Genomic DNA, 19,223 nt, shown 5'->3' with positions numbered 1-19,223 from the left:
CACGGGGTTCAGTCCTCCAGTACGAAGGTCACTTCAAGCACAACGTGCCACGCGACGACGGCACCGTCCGCGATTTCGACTTTCTGCTCCTTGACCCAAGCCCCCGTGACACCACGAAGTGTCTTGTTGGCGCGCTCGATGCCCTCTTTGATGGCAGCATCGAACGAGGTTTTGGAATTGGAACTCAGAGTTGTAATACGTGCGACAGACATAGTTCCTCCTGATGGTCGGATAAACGATCAGAGCCTACGCCGCCCCACCCGGAGCCAACAGGGTCAAAGGACCACACCTCAGCCTGCGCCAACGCCCCACCAGCCGCGGAGGCACATGCTCCCAGGGCCCACCTGCGCAAGAGCAGCGTTCCGGCAGCGAGTGGGCGCTGAAGCGCAGCGGCACATCCCGAAAGCGGCGTTGTTGCGTGAGGAACGAGCGCAGGCGCCGAGGGATCGTGCCGCGAAAGCGAAAGCGCCCGCCCCCAGCAAGGGAACGGACGCTTCGCGGGAAATTAAGACTAGATGGAGTATTCCGGAGCGGCCCAGACCACGACCTCCGGGTGCTCGTAGAACCGGTAGCCCTGGCCGCGGACGGTGCGCACGGTGTTGGCGAGACGGCCCAGCTTGGAGCGGAGGCGGCGGATATGGACGTCGATGGTGCGCTCGTTGGGAACCTCTTCGGCATTGCGCCACAGTCCCTCGAGCAGTTCGTCGCGGCCCACGGTGCGGGTGCCGTTTTCGACGAGGTAGTTGAGGAGTTCGAACTCCTTGAACGTGAGGTTCAGGGATTCGCCGTCGAGGTGGACTTCGCGGCGGGCCAGGTCAATGAGGACGCCGGACGGCCGGGGATCCTGCGGCTGGGGCAGCCGGGTGGCCTCCGTGCGCTGGCGGGAGTTGACGGTGGGGTCACCGAAGGTGGACCGTACGACGTCGAGCGCGGAACCCGGAGCGCTGGCAGGCGCCACAGCAACCGCGGCGTAGCTCTCCGCACCGGAGACGAGGGACTGCGCGTAGGCGCGGATTTCCTGGGCAAGCTTGGCGATGGAGGTCCCGGCTGCTGCCGCAGTTTCCTCATCGATGCCCATGTACAGGACAAATCCGCGGGCGACGTTTTCGTTTGCGACGGGGCGGACGGCGCTGCCGGCGGCCGGGGCGATCACGGGCGTGGGCGCCGTCTGCGGGGCGGTCTCCGCGGCGGGAACGGCGCGAAGCTGGCCGTAGGAGTTGGGGTTGTAGCCCTGCGGCGCGTAACCGGGGGCCGGGAAGCTATTGCCCGGCGCTGCAGGGGCGAAGGCCGGGCGGGCACCGAATCCCTGGCGGAGGCCTGAAGGCTGGCCGCCCTTATTGGCGTTTCGGACGGAGATGTGGACGTATCCAGATGCAACTGACATGGAATGCTTACCTCAATGTGAATGGCCGTCATCGCGGCTCGAATGCTGGCTTTCCCCGCAATGAGATCTGGGGAGGGGCGCCCGACGCTGGGCTAGGGGCGAATGCCTAAAAACTTCTCGGGGTGGGAAAGTTAGGCGTGCATTCGACAACAGCGCATGTCTTCGCCAGCAGGTGGGCTGGTCCAGGATTCTGCGGCTGCAGGTGCTGTTGAGTTCTTGTTCACAATTGAAGTGTGCAACGTAACAATGAAAACTTGCAAGTAACAATGGACATTTCCGTCCGCATCGTGAGACGAAATCCCACATTGTGGCCTAAATCACGATTCTGAAATGCCAATAAAATAACAGGTGTTTTTCAGAACGGTCGATCAGATAGTGCCCATTTCCGAATTTTCTTCTCCGGAGGCCCCTTCTTCGAGGCAGAAATTCTGCCAGCATGGATTTGCTGAAATACCAAGACTCACTTAAGGCACATGTCCAGCCCCCGGCCGGGCTACATCAAAAATATTCGCCCGATGTGCCCGGCCGGCTCCGCCTGCCGGCTCAGTTGGACTGGCCGGTGAGCGTCGCGGGCACCAACTGGACGGACTCCGCCTGGAAGCTGTCGCCATCCTTTCCAGCCACCACCTTTACCATGGCGCCGGACACGATGTCTGCCACGGTCAGTTGGCTGGTGGACGTGCCGCCGGCCTGTTGACGCCTTTGTTGCTGATTGCTCACAGTCACAGCCGAACCGAGTGCATAGGTCCGGCTGAACCCGTCTGTGCTCTTGACTGTCACGGCGTCAGAGCTGACCTCGGTGACCGTCCCCTGCTGTTCCACTTTGGTGACATAGGCGCCGTCCACGAGGGTCACGTACTCGGAGTGGACGGCGGCGGACACTCCACTGCCCATTCCGCCCAGTCCGTCCGGGCCGAAGTTGCCGGGGCCGCCCTGGGGCGGCATCCCGCCGTCGGCGAAGTCACCCTGCGCGCCACCGCGGCCGCCCGGCGTAGTTTCCAACAGAGTCTGGCCTCCTGCTGCTGTGTCCGCTTTCGCGGCGCTGGAAGTCAAGGCGTAGACCCCTACGCCGGCTCCGCCAGCCAGCACCGCGGCCGCACCGGCCACGACCAGCCCACGCTTCTTTGTCCACTGCTTCGAACTGCCGTTCGGCCCGGTTCCGGCGAAGGTCCCGGAAGATGCCGGCGCGCCCCAGCCACCGGACGGCCGGGACGAACCCCACCCCGCCGCGGGCAATGACCCGGAAGCAGGAGCCGACGGCGGCGCTCCCCATGTGGAGGCTGGCCCGGCGCTCGCGGAACTGCTTTCGGGGGATCCGACGTTGCTGCTGTCGGGATTGCTCAAAGAGCCGTCCGGAACCGGATGGCTTTCCCAAGTCCCGTCCGGTTCGTTCTCCGGAACCGGCGTGCTGTGGTGCTTGTTCATTGCGTACTCCTCTGGCGCGGGGCTTTGTCCCCTCCAGAGTCGGAAGCGTTCCTGTGCGCGGGCTGTGCGGGGCAACAGGTCAAGCTGTGACCTTGTGAGACCCGCTTCACCCCGGCACAGCAGCCGATCCGGGCCAGGCGGCCCGCGAAACGCCCGGCGGCCCTTCCAGCTCGCTAGGCTGTGATTCACAGGCTGCGCACAGGAAGCCCATAGCGCGGACTAACCGACAGATCGGAGAGTTGTCGCATGGCCACTTCGCACTCCATGACTAACAACCTTCCCCAGCTCACCCACCCGGACGGCTCCCCCATCCGCGCCCTGGTGGTCGACGACGAGCCCAGCCTCTCCGAACTGATGAGCATGGGCCTGCGCATGGCCGGCTGGTCCGTGGCCGTCGCTGCCGACGGCCCCGAGGCCGTGAAGCTCGCCAAGGAGTTCCGCCCGGATGTGCTGGTCCTGGACGTGATGCTTCCCGGGTTCGACGGCGTCGAACTGCTCACCAGGATCCGCGCCTTTGCGCCGGAGGTGCCCGCACTCTTCTTGACGGCGAAAGACGCCGTCCAGGACCGCATCCTCGGCCTGGCGGCCGGCGGCGACGACTACGTCACCAAGCCCTTCAGCATGGAAGAAGTGCTCCTCCGCCTGCACCGGCTGGTACAGCGCTCCGGCGTGGCCGCTATGGACACCGCTGAACTGGTGGTGGGCGACCTCGTCCTCAACATTGACACCCGTGAAGTGACGCGGGCCGGGGAGGAACTGCAGCTGACGGCCACCCAGTTCGAACTCCTCCGCTACCTCATGGAGAACCCCAAGCGCGTTGTCAGCAAGGCCCAGATCCTGGACCGCGTATGGGACTACGACTTCGGCGGCCAGGCCAACATCGTAGAGCTCTACATCTCCTACCTGCGCAAGAAGGTGGATGCCACGCACCCGCCCATGATCCACACCGTCCGCGGAGCGGGCTACGTCATCAAACCGGCGGATTGAGCGGTGCCCACACTCTCCGGGGAAATCCGCAAAGACCGCCGCCGCTGGCTCGACCCTTCGACGTGGCACCTGCGCACCCGGCTGGTCCTGGTGGCCATGGCGCTGCTGGTGGCCATCTGCGGCGCCATTGGCCTCTTCAGCTATGCCTCCATGGATTCCTTCCTGACCAGGCAGCTCGATGAACGGCTGGGGCAGGCCTCACGGCTATCGAACGAGGCAGGACGGCCACGGCCCAGCAACCCGTCCGGCAGGCAGGACGGGTTCGAAGGCCCGGGCCAAGGAGTCGGGACGCTCATCGCGCGCATTGACAACGGGAATGTCAGCAGCGCCGGGTTCCTCGCCAAAGACGCCACCGTGGCGTCCCTCTCCCCCGAGGACAACCAGATCCTCTTGGCACTCCAGCACGACGGAACACCCGTCGATCGGGCCCTGTCCACCGGCTCCTACCGCCTGGTGGCGGTGGAGGCGCCGTACGGGGACGTGGTTGTCACCGGACTTCCCCTCAACGAAAAACAGAACACGCTCAGCTCTTTGGTCTGGACGATGGTGATCGTCTCGATGGGCGGCCTCGTCCTGATCGGGCTTGCCGGAACAGTGCTGATCCGACGCACCATGAAACCCCTCGAGCAGCTGTCCGAAGTCGCCACGCAGGTTTCGCAACTGCCGCTCGACGCCGGTGAGGTGGCCCTCGCAGTCCGCGTCCCGCCGTCGAACGCGCATCCTGGAACTGAAGTGGGCAGCGTGGGCCACGCCCTCAACCTGATGCTGGACAACGTCTCCAAGGCACTGGAGGCCCGGCAGCAGAGCGAGACCAAAGTGCGCCAGTTCGTGGCCGACGCCTCGCACGAGCTGCGCACGCCGCTCACGGCTATCCGCGGCTACACGGAGCTGATGCGGATGACCGAGGACTTCACCCCCGACGGCAAGAAGTCACTCGCCAGGGTGCAGAGCCAGTCCGAACGGATGACCACCCTGGTGGAGGACCTCCTCCTGCTGGCCCGGCTCGACGAAGGCCAGCCGCTGAAGATCAGCGACGTGGACCTGACGCAGCTCGCAGTGGAAACCGTCAGCGACGAAAAGGTCATGGCGCCGGACCGCATCTGGCAGCTCGAACTGCCCGAAGAGCCCGTGGTGGTGCGCGGCGATGCCAAGCAGCTGCACCAAGTGCTGGCCAACCTGCTCTCCAACGCACGCAAGCATACGGAGCCGGGCACCACCGTGGTCACCGGAGTGATGCGCTCGGCCGACGGCAGCGCCGTGGTAACCGTGACGGACAACGGTGCTGGGATTCCGCCGGAGTTCGTGGACCGGGTGTTTGCACGCTTTGCCAGGGCGGACGCTGCCCGCACCAGCCCGGCTGGATCCGCTGCGCGTTGGGGCGCTGCCGGGGCCGCCGCAGCCGAGGGGACAAGCGGCCTGGGCCTGTCGATTGTGCAGTCGATCGTGGAGGCGCACGGCGGAACCGTGGAAGTGAACTCCCGCCCGGGACGTACTGAGTTCGCACTGCGCCTTCCGGGGGAATCGCCGGACGCTTAGCGACTTCGGTTTGGGGTGAGAGGTTCAGCGCACGCGCAAGCCAACGCGCCGTCGTCGTGATCCTCGTTACCTAAATGTGACTTAAGCGCCGGACTCCTGTACGGTTTTTAGAGTGCGGCCACCGTTCCGGCCGCATATCCGGATGGACGCCAAACTCTGCCGCTACCCGGATTTCCTCATGATCAGGCAGAGGCGGGGGACCCAGGTCTCCGGGCATTCTGCATTGCCGCCCTTGGGGTGAAGCCGACACGTGAAGTTCCGTGCGGCCGGATGACCTCATCCGAACCCGACAGCTAACTCCGCCGGCATCGAGAGGCAACCATGACTAAATCCACGCCAGAAGTACGTCCTGAGCCCGCTTCCCACAAGTCCGCAGCGCCTGCGCACCATTCACGCCACCGTGCTGAACCAGCCGCCACGGCGTCCCCGCTGTCCCGGTTCACTGCCGGCCTGCAGGGCTCCGGCCGCCGTGCCGCCGTAGTGGCCACCGCCTGCGCCGTGCTGATTGGCGTCGGCGCCGCCGGCCAGGCTTCCGAACCCGTAGCCCCCGCAACATCGGCAACGGGTTCAGGAAACACAGCGACAACGGCCGACGCCGAATCGAGGCTCGCGTTCGAAAAGATCCTCGTTTCCGCCATGCCCGCACCGGCCTCTGTCAGCGTGACCGCGCAGTCGTCGGAGGAGAAGCCGGCGGAGAAGGCACCGGAAGCACCTGCAGCGGCCCCCGCACCGGCACCTGCAGCCGCCCCCGAACCGGCTCCTGCCCCGGCACCGCCCGTCGCCGTTGACGATCCCGCAGCTGCCCAGGCATATGCTGCCTCGCAGCTGGGCACGTACGGCTGGGCGGCTGACCAGATGCAGTGCCTCACCACGCTCTGGACCAAGGAATCGGATTGGAAGACCACCGCCACGAACGCCAGCAGTGGCGCGTACGGCATTGTCCAGTCGCTGCCGGCCGAAAAGATGGCCAGCGCCGGGTCCGACTACCTGACCAACTTCCGCACCCAGATCAACTGGGGCTTGAACTACGTGAAGGAACGCTACGGCTCCCCCTGCGGCGCCCTGGACTTCCACTACGCCAACAACTGGTACTAAGCCGGCACCTGTAGCCATCTTGGTTCGCAACAGCGGAGGCCCCGAATCCACCCGGATTCGGGGCCTTCGCTGCGTCCGGGAACCTTCGTGCTCCGTTTCGCCGCCACAAGGTTTTCACAAGGTCGAGGAGTGACTCTTGGTCGCCGCCGCTTTCAATCGTCTTCCAAGCGGCTGCCGGCCCCAGCGCCGTCATCAAGATGCAGGGAGCACAACAATGAAAAAATGGTTAGTTCCGACGGCCGTCCTGGCGTCAATCTTCGCCGCCGCAGCCACCGCTTCAAACCGAATACATCTTTCATTGCGGCCAAGCTGCCGGTGGCTTCGACATCGAGGCCACCGTGACTGGCCGGGTAAAGGACATCGTCATCCCTGGGGACAGAGTCATTTCCATTGCCCCAAACCTTAATGTGACACTAACTGCAAACGGTAAGACTGTGAGTTACGTCATCACTGGCGCCTCACATATCCAATTCGTGCCAAACGCCGAAGATCCCACCAGCGTCGAATTCAAGTCGACCGGCAGGAACCTTCTTTCATTCGCTGATACTGACAACACCGGACCTGACGTTTCCGGAGTGGTCCTCGTATCGGGCAACTTCAACTTCGCCGTTACCGGGGACTTCCAAAGGGAACTCAGGCGATACTCGGGACCGGGCAGGGTGATCGACGTCTGCGAAGTTCTGGCACCCTAACCCAGGATCCGCGGCGGCGGTGCTTCCACCAATGACGGTGGGAGCACCGCCGTCGTTTCCGTTCCGGCTTCCGTGCCCCGGCAAATCCCACAGCAGCCACACAGCTTTGGCCTAAATCCTTCATATGCGGCGGCAGCATAGTTGAACCATGACGCCCACAGACCTGGCCACGGGACCCCTGCTGCACCCGCAACCGCGGGCCGCCGTCGGCGCCCGGCCGGGTTCTCCCGCCCCGACGTTCCCGCGGCCGGGATACGCACGTCGGGCCCCCATCGCAACGGCGATCCACGGGCATTCAGCGACAACAGTGCCTGTCCTCGATGTAGTCATCCCGGTGTACAACGAGGAACAGGTCCTGGAGCACTCCCTCCGCCAGCTCCACTCCTATCTGGCCGGCACGTTTCCGCACGCCTTCCGGATCACGGTGGCAGACAATGCCAGCACTGACGGCACGCTCAAGGTCGCCGAGCGTGTGGCCCGGGAGTTCCGCGAGGTTGCTGTGGTCAGGCTCGCCTCCAAAGGCCGCGGCAATGCCCTTCGGACGGTGTGGCTGGCCTCGCCGTCACCCGTACTGGCATACATGGATGTGAACCTTTCCACCGACCTCGCAGCCCTCGCTCCCCTGGTGGCACCGCTCGTGTCCGGGCATTCGGACCTTGCGATTGGAACCCGGCTGGCAAGAACTTCCCGTGTTGCCCGCAAACCATGCGCGGGTTCATCTCCCGCGGCTACAACTTCCTGCTGCATGCGCTGATGGGTGTGCACTTCAGCGATGCACAGTGCGGTTTCAAGGCCATCCGTGCAGATGTTGCCCGGCACATCCTGCCGCACACGGCGGATAGCGCCTGGTTTTTCGACACCGAGATGCTGGTTCTGGCCGAAAAGTGCGGACTGCGAGTGCACGAGGTTCCGGTGGACTGGACCGACGGTGGCGACTCCGGCGTGGACCTTATGCAGACCGCCCTCGCCGACCTGCGCGGCATGGGCCCCGCCTCGCGCGCGACCTGGCAACAGGCCGCATTCCGGTTGCGGACCTGCGGGCGGAACTCGCACCGGGTGCGCCACTCCTGCGGTGACGGCTAGAGGTGACGGCTAAAGGAGCCGGAGCCACCGCATGGCTTCCTCCGGGCAGGTGAAGTAACGCGTCGGAGCGGCCGGAGAGTGAATGCGGAGGAAGAAATTGGCGAGAGCCCGGTCCACCGGGGACGATCCAAGGAGCGCCACCCTGGCAACAGTGCTGGGACTGGCAAAGACGCGCCGGGCACCGCGACTCATGGTGGCCGTCGCAGCCATGTCCACCAGCATCGGAAACGACCGTCCGTGGCTCAACTCGTTGACGGCCGACATCACGGCCACGGCAGCTTCCTCGCAAATGGCCAGGCCTGGAATCCATCGCACACGCAGGACACCGCCCCGCAGCTGGACAGTGCCCCTGTCGCCGTCGATCGGAATTTCGGTCATCCCTATCCCCCCCCAAGATAAGAGTCAGCCGTCTTCACTGAGACTACTGGACATGGAGCCGGGTTGGGCCTCAGAAGCGGAAGGAAATCCGCCTGACCCCTACAGCGTCCACGTTCGTGCTGACGGAAACTGCGGTGTAATCGGTGATGTGCAGGACACCGTCCGGCAGCGGACCGGTGTTGGGTCCGATGGCAATGGTCCGAATCCCGGCGGCAACTCCGGCCGCAATGCCCGCCGGGGCGTCCTCAAAGACCAGCGCATCGGCCGGGTCCACGCCGAGGAGTTCGGCGGCCCGGAGGTAGCCTTCCGGATGCGGCTTGCCCCGGGTGACACGGTCGGCTGTGACGGCAATGGTCGGCATGGCCAGGTTCGCGGCGCCCATTCGGATATCGGCAAGGATCCGGTCGGCGGAGGTCACCAGCGCCACGGCATCCGCCGGAAGGCTACGCAGCAGTTCAGCGGCCCCGGGGAGGGCCACAATACCGTCAGTCCGGACCCGCTCCATGGCGCCCAGTTCCGCGGTGAGGGCTACGACATCGGTGCCGGCAGGCGCAAAACGGCGTACTGTATCCCCGGCCTGGACGCCGTGGGAAGTCCGGAGGATCTCGGCGATGTCCAGGTCGTATCGGGCGGCAAATTCGCCCCACACCTGCTCCACAACGGCCGTGGAATCAACCAGGGTGCCGTCCATGTCGAACAGTACGCCCCGGGCGGTAACGGTGACGGCTGCCGAGGCGTCGGTAACCGGTGCGGTGGCGTCGGTGTGAAAGCTCATGCTTCCATCCTGCCCCACACCGCAACGGTGACCGATTGTGTGACTCAGCCGTTCGGGCGGTGGGGGATGTACTGGACAGCCCATTTGTTGCCGTCGGGGTCCGCGAAATGGACGAAGTGGCCCCAGTCCTGCACGTCCACGTCACTGACGTCAACGCCGTTGTCTTTGAGCTGCTTGTGCGCGGCCTGGATGTCGCTGACCACCAACTGCAGGCTGGGAGCGGTGCCCGGCGGAGCGTCGTTGAGGCCCTCGCCGATGGCGATCGAGCAGCCAGAGCCCGGCGGGGTCAGCTGGACGAAGCGGATGCCCTCCATGGGCCGTTCGTCGTAGTCGGCGTTGAAGCCCACCTTGTTGACGTAAAAATCCTTGGCACGGTCCACGTCGGACACAGGAACAAACACCAGTTCAAGTTTCCAGTCCATGGGCCACAGGCTAGCCGTGGCCGCCGGAAACCGGAAGGGGCGATCGCTTCCCGGGAACGCGGGTCCGGGATCGCTTCCCGGGAACGCGGGTGCGGGCCGGGGGCTGCGTTCCGGAACGCAGTCCCCGGCCCGCAGCCACGGCTTGAAGATTCAGCCCAGCAACTAGCCGGCGATGCCGTAGAGACGGTCTCCGGCGTCGCCGAGGCCCGGCACGATGTAGGACTTCTCGTTGAGCTTCTCGTCGATGGAGGCCAGGACAATGGTCACGTTGGCGTCGGAAAGCTCTTCCTCCAGCTTGGCCAGGCCCTCCGGGGCGGCCAGCAGGCAGATGCACGTCACGTCCGAGGCGCCTCGCTTGAAGAGGAACTTGATGGCTTCGCGCAGCGTGCCGCCGGTGGCGAGCATGGGGTCCAGGACAAAGATCTGCCGGTCCGTCAGGTCCTCCGGGAGGCGCTCCGCGTAGGTGATGATGTCCAGGGTTTCCTCATCGCGGGCCATGCCCAGGAAGCCGACCTCGGCAGTGGGCACCAGCTTGGTCATGCCCTCGAGCATGCCCAGTCCGGCGCGGAGGATGGGAACCACCAGCGGTGTGGGCTTGGTGAAGGCGGTGCCGATGGTGGTGCTGACCGGCGTTTCGATGGTGACGGGCTCGGTGCGGACGTCCCGCGTGGCCTCATAGGCGAGGAGCGTGACGAGCTCCTCGGTGAGCTGCCGGAAGACCGGGGAAGGGGTGTTCTTGTCCCGCAGAACGGTGAGCTTGTGAGCGACCAGCGGGTGGTCCACGACGAGTGTGCGCATGGGTCAAAACTATCACCCGGAGGTAGTGTCCCCGCGTGAGCCGTGGGCCTGCCCGGGGCTGTCCTTGCCCTCGGAGTGGTCCTCGGCACGGTGGGCGGCATGGTGGGCCGCAAGTTCGTCCCGGAGCACCGGGTGGTCGAACGTCGGGGCAGGACCGGCATGCTCGCGGTGCCGCATCACGTGGAATAGCCTGTGGGCAAGGATCACGATTCCCACCCAGGCCATGCCAAGGAGCCATCCGGCGATGACGTCAGTCAGCCAGTGGTGGCCGAGGAACACCCTGCTCAGGCCCATGGCGATGATGAAGAGGGAACCGGCCGTGATCATGGACACCCGCGCAACGGTCCGCTGGATCTGTAGGCAGGCCAGATAGACCACCAGTCCGATCACGACGGTGGTGTTGAGCGTGTGCCCGCTGGGGAATGACGGCGAATCTTCGTAAGGCGGAACAGCGTCTGCATGGTCCGGGCGGGTGCGGCCAAAGAGCTTCTTGCCAAACGTTGTTGCAGTGACCGAAGCAGCCGCGGCGCCGCCTACCAGAATGAGGGGCCGCCAGGTGCGCCCTGCCCACGTCAGCCACGCCGTCAGGATGCTGCCGAGGATCGGCATGCCGATCCCGCCGCCAATATTGGTGAAGGCGGTGACCGCGGAATTGAGCCAGGGGGTCCGGAGGTCCTCCGATAGCGCCAGCGCCGGCTTGTCCAGGTTGGCGAGGCCGGCCTCATCCACCACGTTGTCGTAGACTTCGGCGCCGAGGAACGCCAGCGTCACAACGATCACGCCGCCAATCAGCATGGTGATCCAGAGGGCTGCGTACGGCACCACCCACCGCCCCCACCGGTCGGTAATGCGGTCAGTCAAGGTCTTCACGTCGTCTCCCGGGCTCATACGTCGCCTGCGCCTTCCTAATCTTCGAAACTATCATTGAGCCATGACCTCCCCGGAGCCCCGCCATGCCGAATGGATGGGCCTTGCCCTCGCCGAGGCGCAGCGCGCCCTGGGCACCGAGGACGTGCCCATCGGCGCCGTCGTTATCGGGCCCGGCGGCGATGTTCTGGGTACAGGGAGGAACGAACGGGAGGCGCACGGTGATCCCACCGCGCACGCCGAGATGGTGGCGATCCGTGAAGCGGCCGCCCGGCTGCAGGCCCTTCCGCAGGGCGACGGCTGGCGGCTGTCGGACTGCACCCTGGTGGTGACGTTGGAACCGTGCGCCATGTGTGCCGGCGCCATCGTCCTGGCCAGGATCCCCCGCGTTGTGTTCGGAGCGTGGGACGAAAAGGCGGGAGCTGCCGGATCGGTGTTCGACATTCTTCGCGAACGCCGCCTCAACCACTGGGTGGAGGTCTACGCCGGAGTCCGCGAGCAGGAGTGCGCCGCGTTGCTCCGGGACTTCTTCGCAGGTCACCGGCAAGTCAGCCAGCCCCTGCAATGATGCGCAGCACGGTCCCGGCCGTAACATCCCAGCCGGGCAGCCGGTTCCGCGCGGCCAGCGCCGCTTCGCGCCAGCGGCATCGCAAATCCGGTTCGCTGAGCCAGCGGCGCAGCACGGCTTCCAGCGGGGCCGGGTCCGCGCCGAGCACGACGGCGGTGCCCGGCAGGGCGGCTGCCCCGCCGCCGTCGGGAGCTTCTGAGCCATCCGGTGACCCGGCGGCGAGCGCCTCAACGGCGCCGGTGCCGTCCCGCACCACCACCGGGATGCCGCGGGCGAGCGACTCGGTAACCACCATCCCGTACGCTTCAGCCTGTGAAACGAGCACGCTGAGATCCGCCCGGCTCCACTCCGCGTCGAGGGCCTGCCCGGTGAGCTCACCTTGGACTGAGACCCGGTCCGTCAACCCCAGCGAGAGGATCGCGCCGCGGACGGCCTGCGCGTAGGCGGGGTCTGCGGAATCGGAGCCCACCAGGGACGCGGTCCAGGGCAGCTCCCTGATCGCAGCGAGCGCCTCCAGCAGCATGAGTTGGTTTTTGTTCGGCAGGAGGGCTGCCACAGCAACGAAATGCGGCGGATTCGATCCGGCTGCCAGCGGGGCGGCCGAGGTCCCCGGCAACGCCACATGGATCGGGGCTGTGCTGTGGCTGCCTGAACTGTGCCTGCCGCGGAGCTCGTCGGCCGCCGTCGAACTGGCGCAGATGACGCCCGCCGCGGCAGCCAGTGCGCGGCCCTCCAGGTCAGGGTGCCCGGGCAGCGGCATGTGCACCAGGATCCAGGCCGGCCTCCCGCCGGCGGCTGCCTCTTCCAAGGCCTGCGGCGCGCCCAGCGCAACCAGTCCGTCCACGATGGTCACCGGTGTCCGGGACGTCGCGCCCATGGAACCGACGCCCTCCCCGCCGTCGAGCAGCCGCCGGGCCAGCCGCCGTCGTTCATCCTCGCCGCCCACCGGCCAGTTCCCCTCAACGCGGCAGATGTCCACCTCCGCCCCCAGGGCCCTGAGTCCCTTGGCCAGTGCGGCGTTGTAGGCGTTGCCTCCCGAGTTGTGCCGCACATTGCCCGGAACGACCAGCCGGACCGCCGGGCTGCCCGGCTTAATCATGGAAGGCGCTACTCGGCGTCGAAGTCGAGTGCGAACGACGCCCAGGCGTCCGGGTTCTCCCGGAGGGTGACGGCCAGTCCGGCCAGCTCCCGCCCGTCTTCGCTGCCACGGACTTCGGCTGCCACGGCCTCGGCGATGTACTGTGCGAGCGCTTCGGTGGTGCTCAGCTTGCCGGCAAAGTCGGGGTGCTCGTCCAGGTTTTTGTAGTTCAGGCCGGCCAGCACTTCTTCGATGAGTCCGCCGGCGGCGCCGATGTCCAGGACGATGGCGTCGTCGTTCAGCGCACGACGGCGGAAGGTCACCTCCGCCACGAAGGTGGCCCCGTGCAGGCCCTGGGCGGGCCCGAAGGCTTCCCGGGGGAGGCTGTGGGCAATCATGAAGTGGCGGCGGACGGTCAGGCTGAACAAGGGCTACCTCTTGTCTTCGGCGGGGCGTTCGGAAGGGTATTCGATCACGTGGCAGAGGGCGTCCAGGCGGCCCTCGGCCAGCGCGTGAACGACGGCGGGAAGTTCCGCAAACGGCGACGCCCCCGTGAGGAAGGTGTCATAGACGGGATCGCTGAGCAGGGACACGGCGAGCGCCAGGCGGTCGGCGGTGGTCCGGCGGTGGCGGCGGGCGCGTGCCACGACTCCCACCTGGCTTGCGCGGATGGACAGCCGGCGGGCGTGGAAGTCCTCCCCCAGCGGGATGGTGACCTTGCGGTCGGCGTACCAGGACATCTCGATGACGTCCCCTTCGTCGCCCACCAGCTGGAGAGCGCGTTCGAGGCCCTCCTGGGAGGCCGAACAGTGGAACACGATGTCGCAGTCGGCCAGGGCGTCGTCCGGGTGGCTGAATTCCACGCCAAGGGCATCGGCGAAAGCCCGCTTTGCCGGATCGACATCCACCAGCTGCAACCGTTGCAGCGGGAACGTCCGCAGGAGGGTGGCCACCATGCCGCCCACCAGGCCGGCGCCGACGACGGCGACGCGGTCGCCGAGCCGGGGTCCGGCTTCCCACAGCGCATTAACGGCCGTTTCGACGGTTCCCGTGAGAACTGCCCGGCGGGCCGGGACGTTCTCCGGGACCACGGTCAGGGACTCGACCGGAACGATGTAGCGGTCCTGGTGCGGGTGCAGGCAGAACACCGTGCGGCCCACCCAGCCCTCCGGGCCGTCCTCCACTATTCCCACGGAGAGGTAGCCGAACTTCACCGGCGACGGGAAGGATCCCTCCTGCAGGGGAGCCCGCATTTGTTCGGCAACCCGTGGCGGCACCTTGCCGCAGTGGACCACGGTTTCGGTGCCTTTGCTGATTCCGGAGTACAGGGCGCGGACCAGCGCCTCACCGGGGCCCGGCGCGGGAAGGTCCTCGGTGCGGAGCTCGCCTTTTTCGTGGCCGACGGTCCAATAGGCCCGGGCCCGGGAAGGGTGTTGGGAGTGCTGCTGGGAATTGATCATCTTGCTTATGAATCTAGTCCCCGTGACTGGCGCGGGGAAGACTATGCTGCTCGGCGCGCCCCCGTTTTGGGGAAGCGAGCCATGCTCCGGTAACCTATTCAGGTTGGTGACGTGTCCGAGCGGCCGAAGGTGCAACACTCGAAATGTTGTTTGGTGTCAAAGCCAACGTGGGTTCAAATCCCACCGTCACCGCCAATGAGAAAGGCCCTGCTTCCTTTGCACAAGGGAAGCAGGGCCTTTGCTTTGTCTGGCGGCTAAAGGTGGTCCCGTGGTGCTTGGAGCGAGGACGTAGGGCCCGATAGCTGCCTGCTTCCAAAAATGCGGAATCGTCCCGTTGTCGGTCAGCATTGCTTTTGCGGGTCAAACCGTGGCGCCCGGATACGGAGCCCGGCCCCGGCTGCCCCGGCGGAGGCGGTCGGCCATTATGCCGGCCCGTGCTATGATCCCCAGAATCCCAACACGACCGCATGCAGGTCGTCATCACTCAGGAGGTTCGCGGTGCCGGACACCACCTGCCACATGTCGATCTCGCTGGACGGCTTCGTCGCCGGGCCGGACCAGAGCCGCGAGGACCCCCTGGGCAAGCGGGGGCTGGAGCTGCACGGCTGGCACATCGGCGACCCCCGAGCCAACGATGCCGACAAGGTCGCGAACGAGTGGCTCATGCGCCCGCGGGGCGCGTACGTGATGGGTCGGAACATGTTCGGCCCGATCCGCGGGGACTGGGACGAGGAATGGACCGGGTGGTGGGGAGCCGAACCGCCGTACCACGCGCCGGTGTTCGTGCTGACCCATCACGCACATGACCCGATCCAGCTGGACGGCGGGACGACCTTCCACTTCGTCACCGAGGGCTTCGACGCCGCCTACTCCGCAGCGTGCCAGGCCGCCGGGGACAAAGGCGTGGACATCGCCGGCGGGGCCTCGACCGTCCGACAGGCACTGATGGCCGGCGTGATCGACGAGCTCACCCTCGACATCGCACCGGTCCTGCTCAGTTCGGGCGAGCGCATCTTCGACGGCGTTGAATCCTTCGGCTTCGAACCCGCAGAGGTGCTTCACTCACCGCTGGCCACCCACATCCGCTACCGCCGCGTCAGCTAACCGCACTGCCGTCCTCCTGCGCAGCAGGAGGGTCATTCACCGCTGGCCGCAGCTTGCCGCCAGCCCGGCCTCGACGTCTAGAGGGGGCCGTAGCCCGCGTTGCCGTAAGGGTCGCGCCAGGTGGCCAGATCGTCTTCCACAGCCGTGCGGAGAGTCGGGTCCGCCTGGACCCGTCGTCGGAAGGACTGCCGGGCCCGGCCCATCACCACCGAAGGGACCAGGATGCAGACCACCAGAAGGGCCACAATGAGCACGTAAGCGCCAACCAGGGCGACGAGCGTAGCCGTGCCCCTGGCGGCGCTGGCAGGCAATTCCGTGGCCAGGAATCCGCCCAGGACGGCAGCCAGCAAAGACACCATCACTACGCCACCGCGGGCCGTGCCAGGGCCCCGCGTGATGAGGAGACTGTCTGTATTGGGCAGTGAAGCGCGTACCCGCTTCCAGGAATACCGGCCAAGCACCATCAGCGCAGCACCCGTCAAACCGAGGACCAGGACCCAAACAGGGTTCCCTGACATGACGGTGATGAACCCGCCACCCAGGATCAGGAGGGGTCCGGAGCCGATCGCGCTGCTCCAGGCCGCCGCCAGGGCGCCTTGGGCGTCGGCTAGTTGCCGCAACCGGGAAGGTGCAGTTGGCGGGCTGATCCGGGCCAGTTCAGGCGAGAGCCAGTAATCGAGGGGATGCGCGGGCTGGGCGGCGGCGAAGGGGGGCGGACTTGTCATGCCGGACTGGACGGCAACCGCCGAAAGATGGGTCGGCTGAACATCACGTTGTGCTTGCTCTCTCACGTCAGGGGCTGCAGCTGTTAGTGCTCTGCTTCCGCAGCAGCCTTCTTGGCGTTCTTCTCGGCGTCCTTCTCGGCACGCAGAGATTCCGTCTCTTGCTGTTCCTCGGCTTTTTCCTGGTGGATGACCTGTGCGAAGAGCTTCTCCATTTCCTTGGCCACGCCGGCGGCTGAGGCCGGATTCTGGCCGGTAACCAGGCGCTCGTCAACCACGACCTTCTCCTCAAAGACATCCGCAAAGACGTGGGTGGCGCCCTGTTCCTCAAGGCGGTCAGCCAGGAAGAACGGGATGACCTTGTCCTTCCCTGCGGCAACCTCCTCGTCATTGGTGAAGGCGGCCACCTTCCGGCCCTCGACGAGGCGGAACCCGTTCTCCAGTTCCACGTTCAGCAGGCCGGCCGGTCCATGGCAGACCGCGCCCACCAAGCCGCCGGCATTGTAGACGCTGGCCACCAGGTTCTGCAAGCCTTCGCTGTCCGGGAAGTCCCACATGGTGCCGTGGCCGCCCACGAGGAAGACGGCGTCGTACTGTTCGGGATCAACGACGTCGACGCGGGCTGTGTTGTAGAGACCGGCGCGCGTGGTCTCGTCCTCCGTGAAAGCGACCTGAATGGGATCTTTCGAGTCCACCTCGTCGCGCGGGGGCTGGCCGCCTTTGATGGACGCAAAGTCGACGAAATGCCCGGAATCCTTGAAGACCTTCCAGGGATGTGCAGCCTCGGCCACGTTGTAGCCGGTCTTCTCTCCCGTATCGCCGATCTCGGAAACGCTGGTCAGTACCATGAGGATTTTCTTCATGAAGTGTTCCTTTCGTCCACCTTCCACCCTACGCCCAGCCCAATTCCGGGCCTCCCTCCCCGTCCGAGGCGGTGGCCGTCGGCGGCCTCATTTTTCGCTAGTGTGAGGGCTACGCGCCCAAACAGCGATCTCCACAGATCACGGGCCGTCGGCAACTCCTTAGAAGGGACAAAACAGACCTTTGACCGGCACTCAACCCAAACAGCTTCCAGACGTACCCAAATACTGGTACGGGCACGGAATTGAGGGGTGGAACAACAAGCCGATCATCCACGCCTACACCCCGGAAGAGTGGGGCCTTGGAGGCAACAACCCCTCAGGCGGCAACTACCGCGCCAGGACCTTCACAGGGCTTAGCGTCGTCACCGTGCTGATGACGATCCCGGCCATCCTCGCCCCGATGGGTGTACTTTTCGGGCTCATAGCCCTACTCATATCCTTCCCGGACCCGGGAGACATGGGCATGGGCCTGATAACCATCGTTGGTTCCCTCCTATGCACGGCCCTGTTCACCGGCGGCTGGCTCCTTAGCATCAAGGCGCTCCGCGAAGAGTGGCAGGCCCGCAAGCTCCGGAAAGCCAAGGGGCTGCCAAAGCCCTTGTACGCGGTGACCGACGATCAGGCACGAAGATGGTTCGAGGAGCACCCCGGAACCCTGGAGATCACCCGGGAGAACTTCCCGAACAGCACGAGCCCCTTCCCTGGAGAGCCGGGATTTATTGCACCGGAAAGGACCGACCGTGGTCCACAACCGTGAGCGGGAGCGGCGCCAGGATGCCGTATACGCCGAACACAAGAAGGCTGTCGCTGCCGGTGAGAAGCGGGTGCTCCGCAAGACCAGCACCGGCGAGCTGCACAGCTATCCCAGCGACGAGATCGGCTTCACGCCCGGCCGTGGCCATGCCCAGGTCAGCACCTGGTGGGGCATGGGGATTCTCATGATCTTCTCAGGAGTCCTGTTCATCGTGGGCTGCTGGCTGCTCCAGCGCCCCTTGTGGGAGGGAGACGGACCTGACGGGGGCGCGTTGTGGATCATCGGCATCTCAGGGTTTTTCACTCCCTATGCATTCAACCTCGCACGCGATGAATACCGCGCTACCCAACTCCGGAAGCGCCGCGGGTCACCGAAACCCGGAAGCGGCAACGTCGACATTAATCTCTTGGAGCCTGGTCAGAAAGACTGACTGATGAACTGCGAGCGCGGCATGAATCCCGCGTCAGCGGTCGGCAGGCCGCCGACAGACCGTTTGGTCTTCGTGCCGGATTCGGCGGCATCACCTTCCCGGCGTGAGGCCTTCCCTTGTGCTGCCGCCTCCATGCGGACACCATAGGGGGACACCTTTCAACGGCACCCGGGGAGCGGTCTCAACGATGCGAATGCTGATTATGGGCCCTCCGGGGTGCGGCAAAGGAACCCAGGCCGAACGGTTGTCACAGCGCCTCGGCATCAACGGAGTGTCCACCGGCGAGGTCTTCCGCGATCACGTGAAAGACCTGACGCCGCTGGGTCGCGACGTCAAGGCTCACCTGAACGCGGGCAACCTCGTCCCCGACGACCTGACGAACCGCATGGTCCGTGACCGCCTTGCCCGGGCCGATGTCCGGGACGGCTTCCTCCTGGACGGCTATCCGCGCAACACCTCGCAGCTGGCTGAACTCGACATCATGCTTGCCGCCGACGGACATGCCCTGGACGTCGCACTCCAACTAACGGTCGACGACGCCGAACTTTCCCGCCGCCTGCTTCACCGCGCCACCGTGACCGGACGCACCGACGACACCGAGGAGGTCATCCGGCACCGCCTCAAGCTCTACTACCGCGAGACGGAGCCGGTGGCCGCGGCCTACTCAGCGCGCGGGATCCTCCTGAGCGTTGAAGGCACCGGCCACGAGGATGAGGTCTTCGACAGGCTGCTTGCGGCACTCCGCGCCTCGTTCCGGGATGCCGTGGACGGTCCTCTATAACGCGCCGCTGACCATACGGAG

At 65.7% G+C, this 19,223-nt stretch carries 25 protein-coding genes, 1 tRNA gene and 1 riboswitch; of the genes, 12 read left to right on the top strand and 14 right to left on the bottom strand.

Annotation, left to right across the window (positions count from 1 at the left end; genetic code table 11):
- Positions 1-8: 8 nt before the first annotated feature.
- The 3 genes from AC1MDG_RS03465 to AC1MDG_RS03455 all read right to left on the bottom strand — a co-directional run bounded on the left by AC1MDG_RS03465 (position 9) and on the right by AC1MDG_RS03455 (position 2,809).
- The gene (locus tag AC1MDG_RS03465; RefSeq protein WP_011690525.1) at positions 9-212 is read right to left on the bottom strand and encodes a dodecin family protein; all 204 of its coding nucleotides are present in this window, start codon (positions 210-212) and stop codon (positions 9-11) included.
- Positions 213-511: 299 nt separating this feature from the next.
- Positions 512-1,384, bottom strand: coding sequence for a winged helix-turn-helix domain-containing protein (locus tag AC1MDG_RS03460; protein ID WP_043478191.1), 873 nt, complete (start codon positions 1,382-1,384; stop codon positions 512-514).
- Between the two features lie 543 nt (positions 1,385-1,927).
- Positions 1,928-2,809, bottom strand: coding sequence for a hypothetical protein (locus AC1MDG_RS03455; protein ID WP_479807576.1), 882 nt, complete (start codon positions 2,807-2,809; stop codon positions 1,928-1,930).
- 246 nt (positions 2,810-3,055) lie between these two features.
- On the opposite strand from AC1MDG_RS03455, the gene AC1MDG_RS03450 reads away from it, so the two are divergent.
- The 6 genes from AC1MDG_RS03450 to AC1MDG_RS03425 all read left to right on the top strand — a co-directional run bounded on the left by AC1MDG_RS03450 (position 3,056) and on the right by AC1MDG_RS03425 (position 8,202).
- Positions 3,056-3,796 (top strand): response regulator transcription factor, encoded by a 741-nt coding sequence (locus AC1MDG_RS03450; protein ID WP_043478189.1) that lies wholly within the window; start codon positions 3,056-3,058, stop codon positions 3,794-3,796.
- 3 nt (positions 3,797-3,799) lie between these two features.
- Positions 3,800-5,332, top strand: coding sequence for a HAMP domain-containing sensor histidine kinase (locus AC1MDG_RS03445; RefSeq protein ID WP_479807574.1), 1,533 nt, complete (start codon positions 3,800-3,802; stop codon positions 5,330-5,332).
- Positions 5,333-5,479: 147 nt separating this feature from the next.
- Positions 5,480-5,654: riboswitch (cyclic di-AMP (ydaO/yuaA leader) on the top strand.
- On the top strand, positions 5,654-6,427 hold the full coding sequence (locus AC1MDG_RS03440; RefSeq protein WP_479807572.1) for an aggregation-promoting factor C-terminal-like domain-containing protein: 774 nt from the start codon (positions 5,654-5,656) through the stop codon (positions 6,425-6,427). It overlaps the preceding riboswitch by 1 nt.
- Before the next feature lie 473 nt (positions 6,428-6,900).
- Positions 6,901-7,119 (top strand): hypothetical protein, encoded by a 219-nt coding sequence (locus AC1MDG_RS03435; protein ID WP_479807570.1) that lies wholly within the window; start codon positions 6,901-6,903, stop codon positions 7,117-7,119.
- A gap of 148 nt (positions 7,120-7,267) precedes the next feature.
- Positions 7,268-7,873, top strand: coding sequence for a glycosyltransferase (locus tag AC1MDG_RS03430; protein WP_479807568.1), 606 nt, complete (start codon positions 7,268-7,270; stop codon positions 7,871-7,873).
- Positions 7,825-8,202 (top strand): glycosyltransferase family protein, encoded by a 378-nt coding sequence (locus tag AC1MDG_RS03425; RefSeq protein ID WP_479807566.1) that lies wholly within the window; start codon positions 7,825-7,827, stop codon positions 8,200-8,202. Before AC1MDG_RS03430 ends, AC1MDG_RS03425 begins: the two co-directional genes overlap by 49 nt.
- Before the next feature lie 9 nt (positions 8,203-8,211).
- On the opposite strand, the gene AC1MDG_RS03420 is transcribed toward AC1MDG_RS03425, so the two are convergent.
- From AC1MDG_RS03420 to AC1MDG_RS03400, 5 genes are all read right to left on the bottom strand, one after another.
- Positions 8,212-8,580: a DUF7793 family protein gene (locus AC1MDG_RS03420; RefSeq protein WP_479807564.1), complete on the bottom strand. Its 369-nt coding sequence runs from the start codon at positions 8,578-8,580 to the stop codon at positions 8,212-8,214.
- A 70-nt stretch (positions 8,581-8,650) separates the two neighbouring features.
- Positions 8,651-9,355 (bottom strand): HAD-IA family hydrolase, encoded by a 705-nt coding sequence (locus tag AC1MDG_RS03415; protein ID WP_479807562.1) that lies wholly within the window; start codon positions 9,353-9,355, stop codon positions 8,651-8,653.
- A gap of 44 nt (positions 9,356-9,399) precedes the next feature.
- Positions 9,400-9,777, bottom strand: a complete 378-nt coding sequence (locus AC1MDG_RS03410; protein ID WP_479807560.1) for a glyoxalase superfamily protein — start codon at positions 9,775-9,777, stop codon at positions 9,400-9,402.
- A 162-nt stretch (positions 9,778-9,939) separates the two neighbouring features.
- Positions 9,940-10,575 (bottom strand): uracil phosphoribosyltransferase, encoded by a 636-nt coding sequence (gene upp, locus AC1MDG_RS03405; protein WP_043478170.1) that lies wholly within the window; start codon positions 10,573-10,575, stop codon positions 9,940-9,942.
- A gap of 12 nt (positions 10,576-10,587) precedes the next feature.
- On the bottom strand, positions 10,588-11,370 hold the full coding sequence (locus AC1MDG_RS03400; protein ID WP_479809011.1) for a phosphatase PAP2 family protein: 783 nt from the start codon (positions 11,368-11,370) through the stop codon (positions 10,588-10,590).
- A 136-nt stretch (positions 11,371-11,506) separates the two neighbouring features.
- Here AC1MDG_RS03400 and tadA point away from each other — a divergent pair, with 136 nt between their 5' ends.
- Positions 11,507-12,010: a tRNA adenosine(34) deaminase TadA gene (gene tadA / locus AC1MDG_RS03395; RefSeq protein WP_479807559.1), complete on the top strand. Its 504-nt coding sequence runs from the start codon at positions 11,507-11,509 to the stop codon at positions 12,008-12,010.
- On the opposite strand, the gene AC1MDG_RS03390 is transcribed toward tadA, so the two are convergent.
- From AC1MDG_RS03390 to AC1MDG_RS03380, 3 genes are read right to left on the bottom strand one after another with little or no spacing between them, the layout of a single operon-like run.
- The gene (locus AC1MDG_RS03390) at positions 11,991-13,109 is read right to left on the bottom strand and encodes a glycosyltransferase family 4 protein (protein WP_479807557.1); all 1,119 of its coding nucleotides are present in this window, start codon (positions 13,107-13,109) and stop codon (positions 11,991-11,993) included. The genes tadA and AC1MDG_RS03390 overlap by 20 nt on opposite strands.
- Positions 13,110-13,117: 8 nt before the next feature.
- Positions 13,118-13,516: a 6-pyruvoyl trahydropterin synthase family protein gene (locus AC1MDG_RS03385; RefSeq protein ID WP_479807555.1), complete on the bottom strand. Its 399-nt coding sequence runs from the start codon at positions 13,514-13,516 to the stop codon at positions 13,118-13,120.
- Between the two features lie 3 nt (positions 13,517-13,519).
- A complete protein-coding gene (locus AC1MDG_RS03380) occupies positions 13,520-14,548 on the bottom strand; it encodes a zinc-dependent alcohol dehydrogenase (RefSeq protein WP_479807553.1) in 1,029 nt (342 codons plus the stop codon).
- Between the two features lie 105 nt (positions 14,549-14,653).
- On the opposite strand from AC1MDG_RS03380, the gene AC1MDG_RS03375 reads away from it, so the two are divergent.
- Together AC1MDG_RS03375 and AC1MDG_RS03370 are read left to right on the top strand one after the other, a co-directional pair.
- Positions 14,654-14,743: transfer RNA gene (locus tag AC1MDG_RS03375), tRNA-Ser, on the top strand.
- A gap of 303 nt (positions 14,744-15,046) precedes the next feature.
- Positions 15,047-15,652: a dihydrofolate reductase family protein gene (locus tag AC1MDG_RS03370; RefSeq protein WP_479807551.1), complete on the top strand. Its 606-nt coding sequence runs from the start codon at positions 15,047-15,049 to the stop codon at positions 15,650-15,652.
- A gap of 77 nt (positions 15,653-15,729) precedes the next feature.
- On the opposite strand, the gene AC1MDG_RS03365 is transcribed toward AC1MDG_RS03370, so the two are convergent.
- Positions 15,730-16,377, bottom strand: coding sequence for a hypothetical protein (locus AC1MDG_RS03365; protein ID WP_479807549.1), 648 nt, complete (start codon positions 16,375-16,377; stop codon positions 15,730-15,732).
- Between the two features lie 83 nt (positions 16,378-16,460).
- Positions 16,461-17,237, bottom strand: coding sequence for a type 1 glutamine amidotransferase domain-containing protein (locus AC1MDG_RS03360; protein WP_479807547.1), 777 nt, complete (start codon positions 17,235-17,237; stop codon positions 16,461-16,463).
- Positions 17,238-17,418: 181 nt separating this feature from the next.
- Between AC1MDG_RS03360 and AC1MDG_RS03355 the strand changes: the two genes are divergently transcribed.
- Positions 17,419-17,994 carry a hypothetical protein gene (locus AC1MDG_RS03355; protein ID WP_479807545.1) on the top strand — a complete coding sequence of 192 codons (576 nt, stop codon included), beginning with the start codon at positions 17,419-17,421 and terminating at the stop codon, positions 17,992-17,994.
- On the top strand, positions 17,978-18,421 hold the full coding sequence (locus AC1MDG_RS03350; protein WP_479807543.1) for a hypothetical protein: 444 nt from the start codon (positions 17,978-17,980) through the stop codon (positions 18,419-18,421). The genes AC1MDG_RS03355 and AC1MDG_RS03350 overlap by 17 nt, the downstream gene beginning before the upstream one ends.
- On the opposite strand, the gene AC1MDG_RS03345 is transcribed toward AC1MDG_RS03350, so the two are convergent.
- Positions 18,409-18,555, bottom strand: coding sequence for a hypothetical protein (locus AC1MDG_RS03345; protein ID WP_479807541.1), 147 nt, complete (start codon positions 18,553-18,555; stop codon positions 18,409-18,411). The genes AC1MDG_RS03350 and AC1MDG_RS03345 overlap by 13 nt on opposite strands.
- A 59-nt stretch (positions 18,556-18,614) precedes the next feature.
- On the opposite strand from AC1MDG_RS03345, the gene AC1MDG_RS03340 reads away from it, so the two are divergent.
- On the top strand, positions 18,615-19,202 hold the full coding sequence (locus AC1MDG_RS03340; RefSeq protein WP_479809010.1) for an adenylate kinase: 588 nt from the start codon (positions 18,615-18,617) through the stop codon (positions 19,200-19,202).
- The last annotated feature ends 21 nt before the right edge of the window (positions 19,203-19,223 follow it).

The sequence above is a fragment of the Arthrobacter sp. AIWTK1 genome, from assembly GCF_056680535.1.
The sequence above is the reverse complement of the archived record's forward strand: the minus strand, read 5'-3'. Positions and strand labels throughout refer to the sequence as shown.

Coding starts and splice junctions, on each gene's coding strand:
- AC1MDG_RS03420 (WP_479807564.1), bottom strand. CDS start 8,580: ATGACCGAAATTCCGATCGACGGCGACAGGGGCACTGTCCAGCTGCGG.
- AC1MDG_RS03380 (WP_479807553.1), bottom strand. CDS start 14,548: ATGATCAATTCCCAGCAGCACTCCCAACACCCTTCCCGGGCCCGGGCC.
- AC1MDG_RS03455 (WP_479807576.1), bottom strand. CDS start 2,809: ATGAACAAGCACCACAGCACGCCGGTTCCGGAGAACGAACCGGACGGG.
- AC1MDG_RS03440 (WP_479807572.1), top strand. CDS start 5,654: ATGACTAAATCCACGCCAGAAGTACGTCCTGAGCCCGCTTCCCACAAG.
- AC1MDG_RS03360 (WP_479807547.1), bottom strand. CDS start 17,237: ATGAAGAAAATCCTCATGGTACTGACCAGCGTTTCCGAGATCGGCGAT.
- AC1MDG_RS03340 (WP_479809010.1), top strand. CDS start 18,615: ATGCTGATTATGGGCCCTCCGGGGTGCGGCAAAGGAACCCAGGCCGAA.
- AC1MDG_RS03390 (WP_479807557.1), bottom strand. CDS start 13,109: ATGATTAAGCCGGGCAGCCCGGCGGTCCGGCTGGTCGTTCCGGGCAAT.
- AC1MDG_RS03415 (WP_479807562.1), bottom strand. CDS start 9,355: ATGAGCTTTCACACCGACGCCACCGCACCGGTTACCGACGCCTCGGCA.
- AC1MDG_RS03425 (WP_479807566.1), top strand. CDS start 7,825: ATGCGCGGGTTCATCTCCCGCGGCTACAACTTCCTGCTGCATGCGCTG.
- AC1MDG_RS03430 (WP_479807568.1), top strand. CDS start 7,268: ATGACGCCCACAGACCTGGCCACGGGACCCCTGCTGCACCCGCAACCG.
- tadA (WP_479807559.1), top strand. CDS start 11,507: ATGACCTCCCCGGAGCCCCGCCATGCCGAATGGATGGGCCTTGCCCTC.
- upp (WP_043478170.1), bottom strand. CDS start 10,575: ATGCGCACACTCGTCGTGGACCACCCGCTGGTCGCTCACAAGCTCACC.
- AC1MDG_RS03450 (WP_043478189.1), top strand. CDS start 3,056: ATGGCCACTTCGCACTCCATGACTAACAACCTTCCCCAGCTCACCCAC.
- AC1MDG_RS03460 (WP_043478191.1), bottom strand. CDS start 1,384: ATGTCAGTTGCATCTGGATACGTCCACATCTCCGTCCGAAACGCCAAT.
- AC1MDG_RS03345 (WP_479807541.1), bottom strand. CDS start 18,555: ATGGAGGCGGCAGCACAAGGGAAGGCCTCACGCCGGGAAGGTGATGCC.
- AC1MDG_RS03400 (WP_479809011.1), bottom strand. CDS start 11,370: ATGCTGATTGGCGGCGTGATCGTTGTGACGCTGGCGTTCCTCGGCGCC.
- AC1MDG_RS03365 (WP_479807549.1), bottom strand. CDS start 16,377: ATGACAAGTCCGCCCCCCTTCGCCGCCGCCCAGCCCGCGCATCCCCTC.
- AC1MDG_RS03410 (WP_479807560.1), bottom strand. CDS start 9,777: ATGGACTGGAAACTTGAACTGGTGTTTGTTCCTGTGTCCGACGTGGAC.
- AC1MDG_RS03465 (WP_011690525.1), bottom strand. CDS start 212: ATGTCTGTCGCACGTATTACAACTCTGAGTTCCAATTCCAAAACCTCG.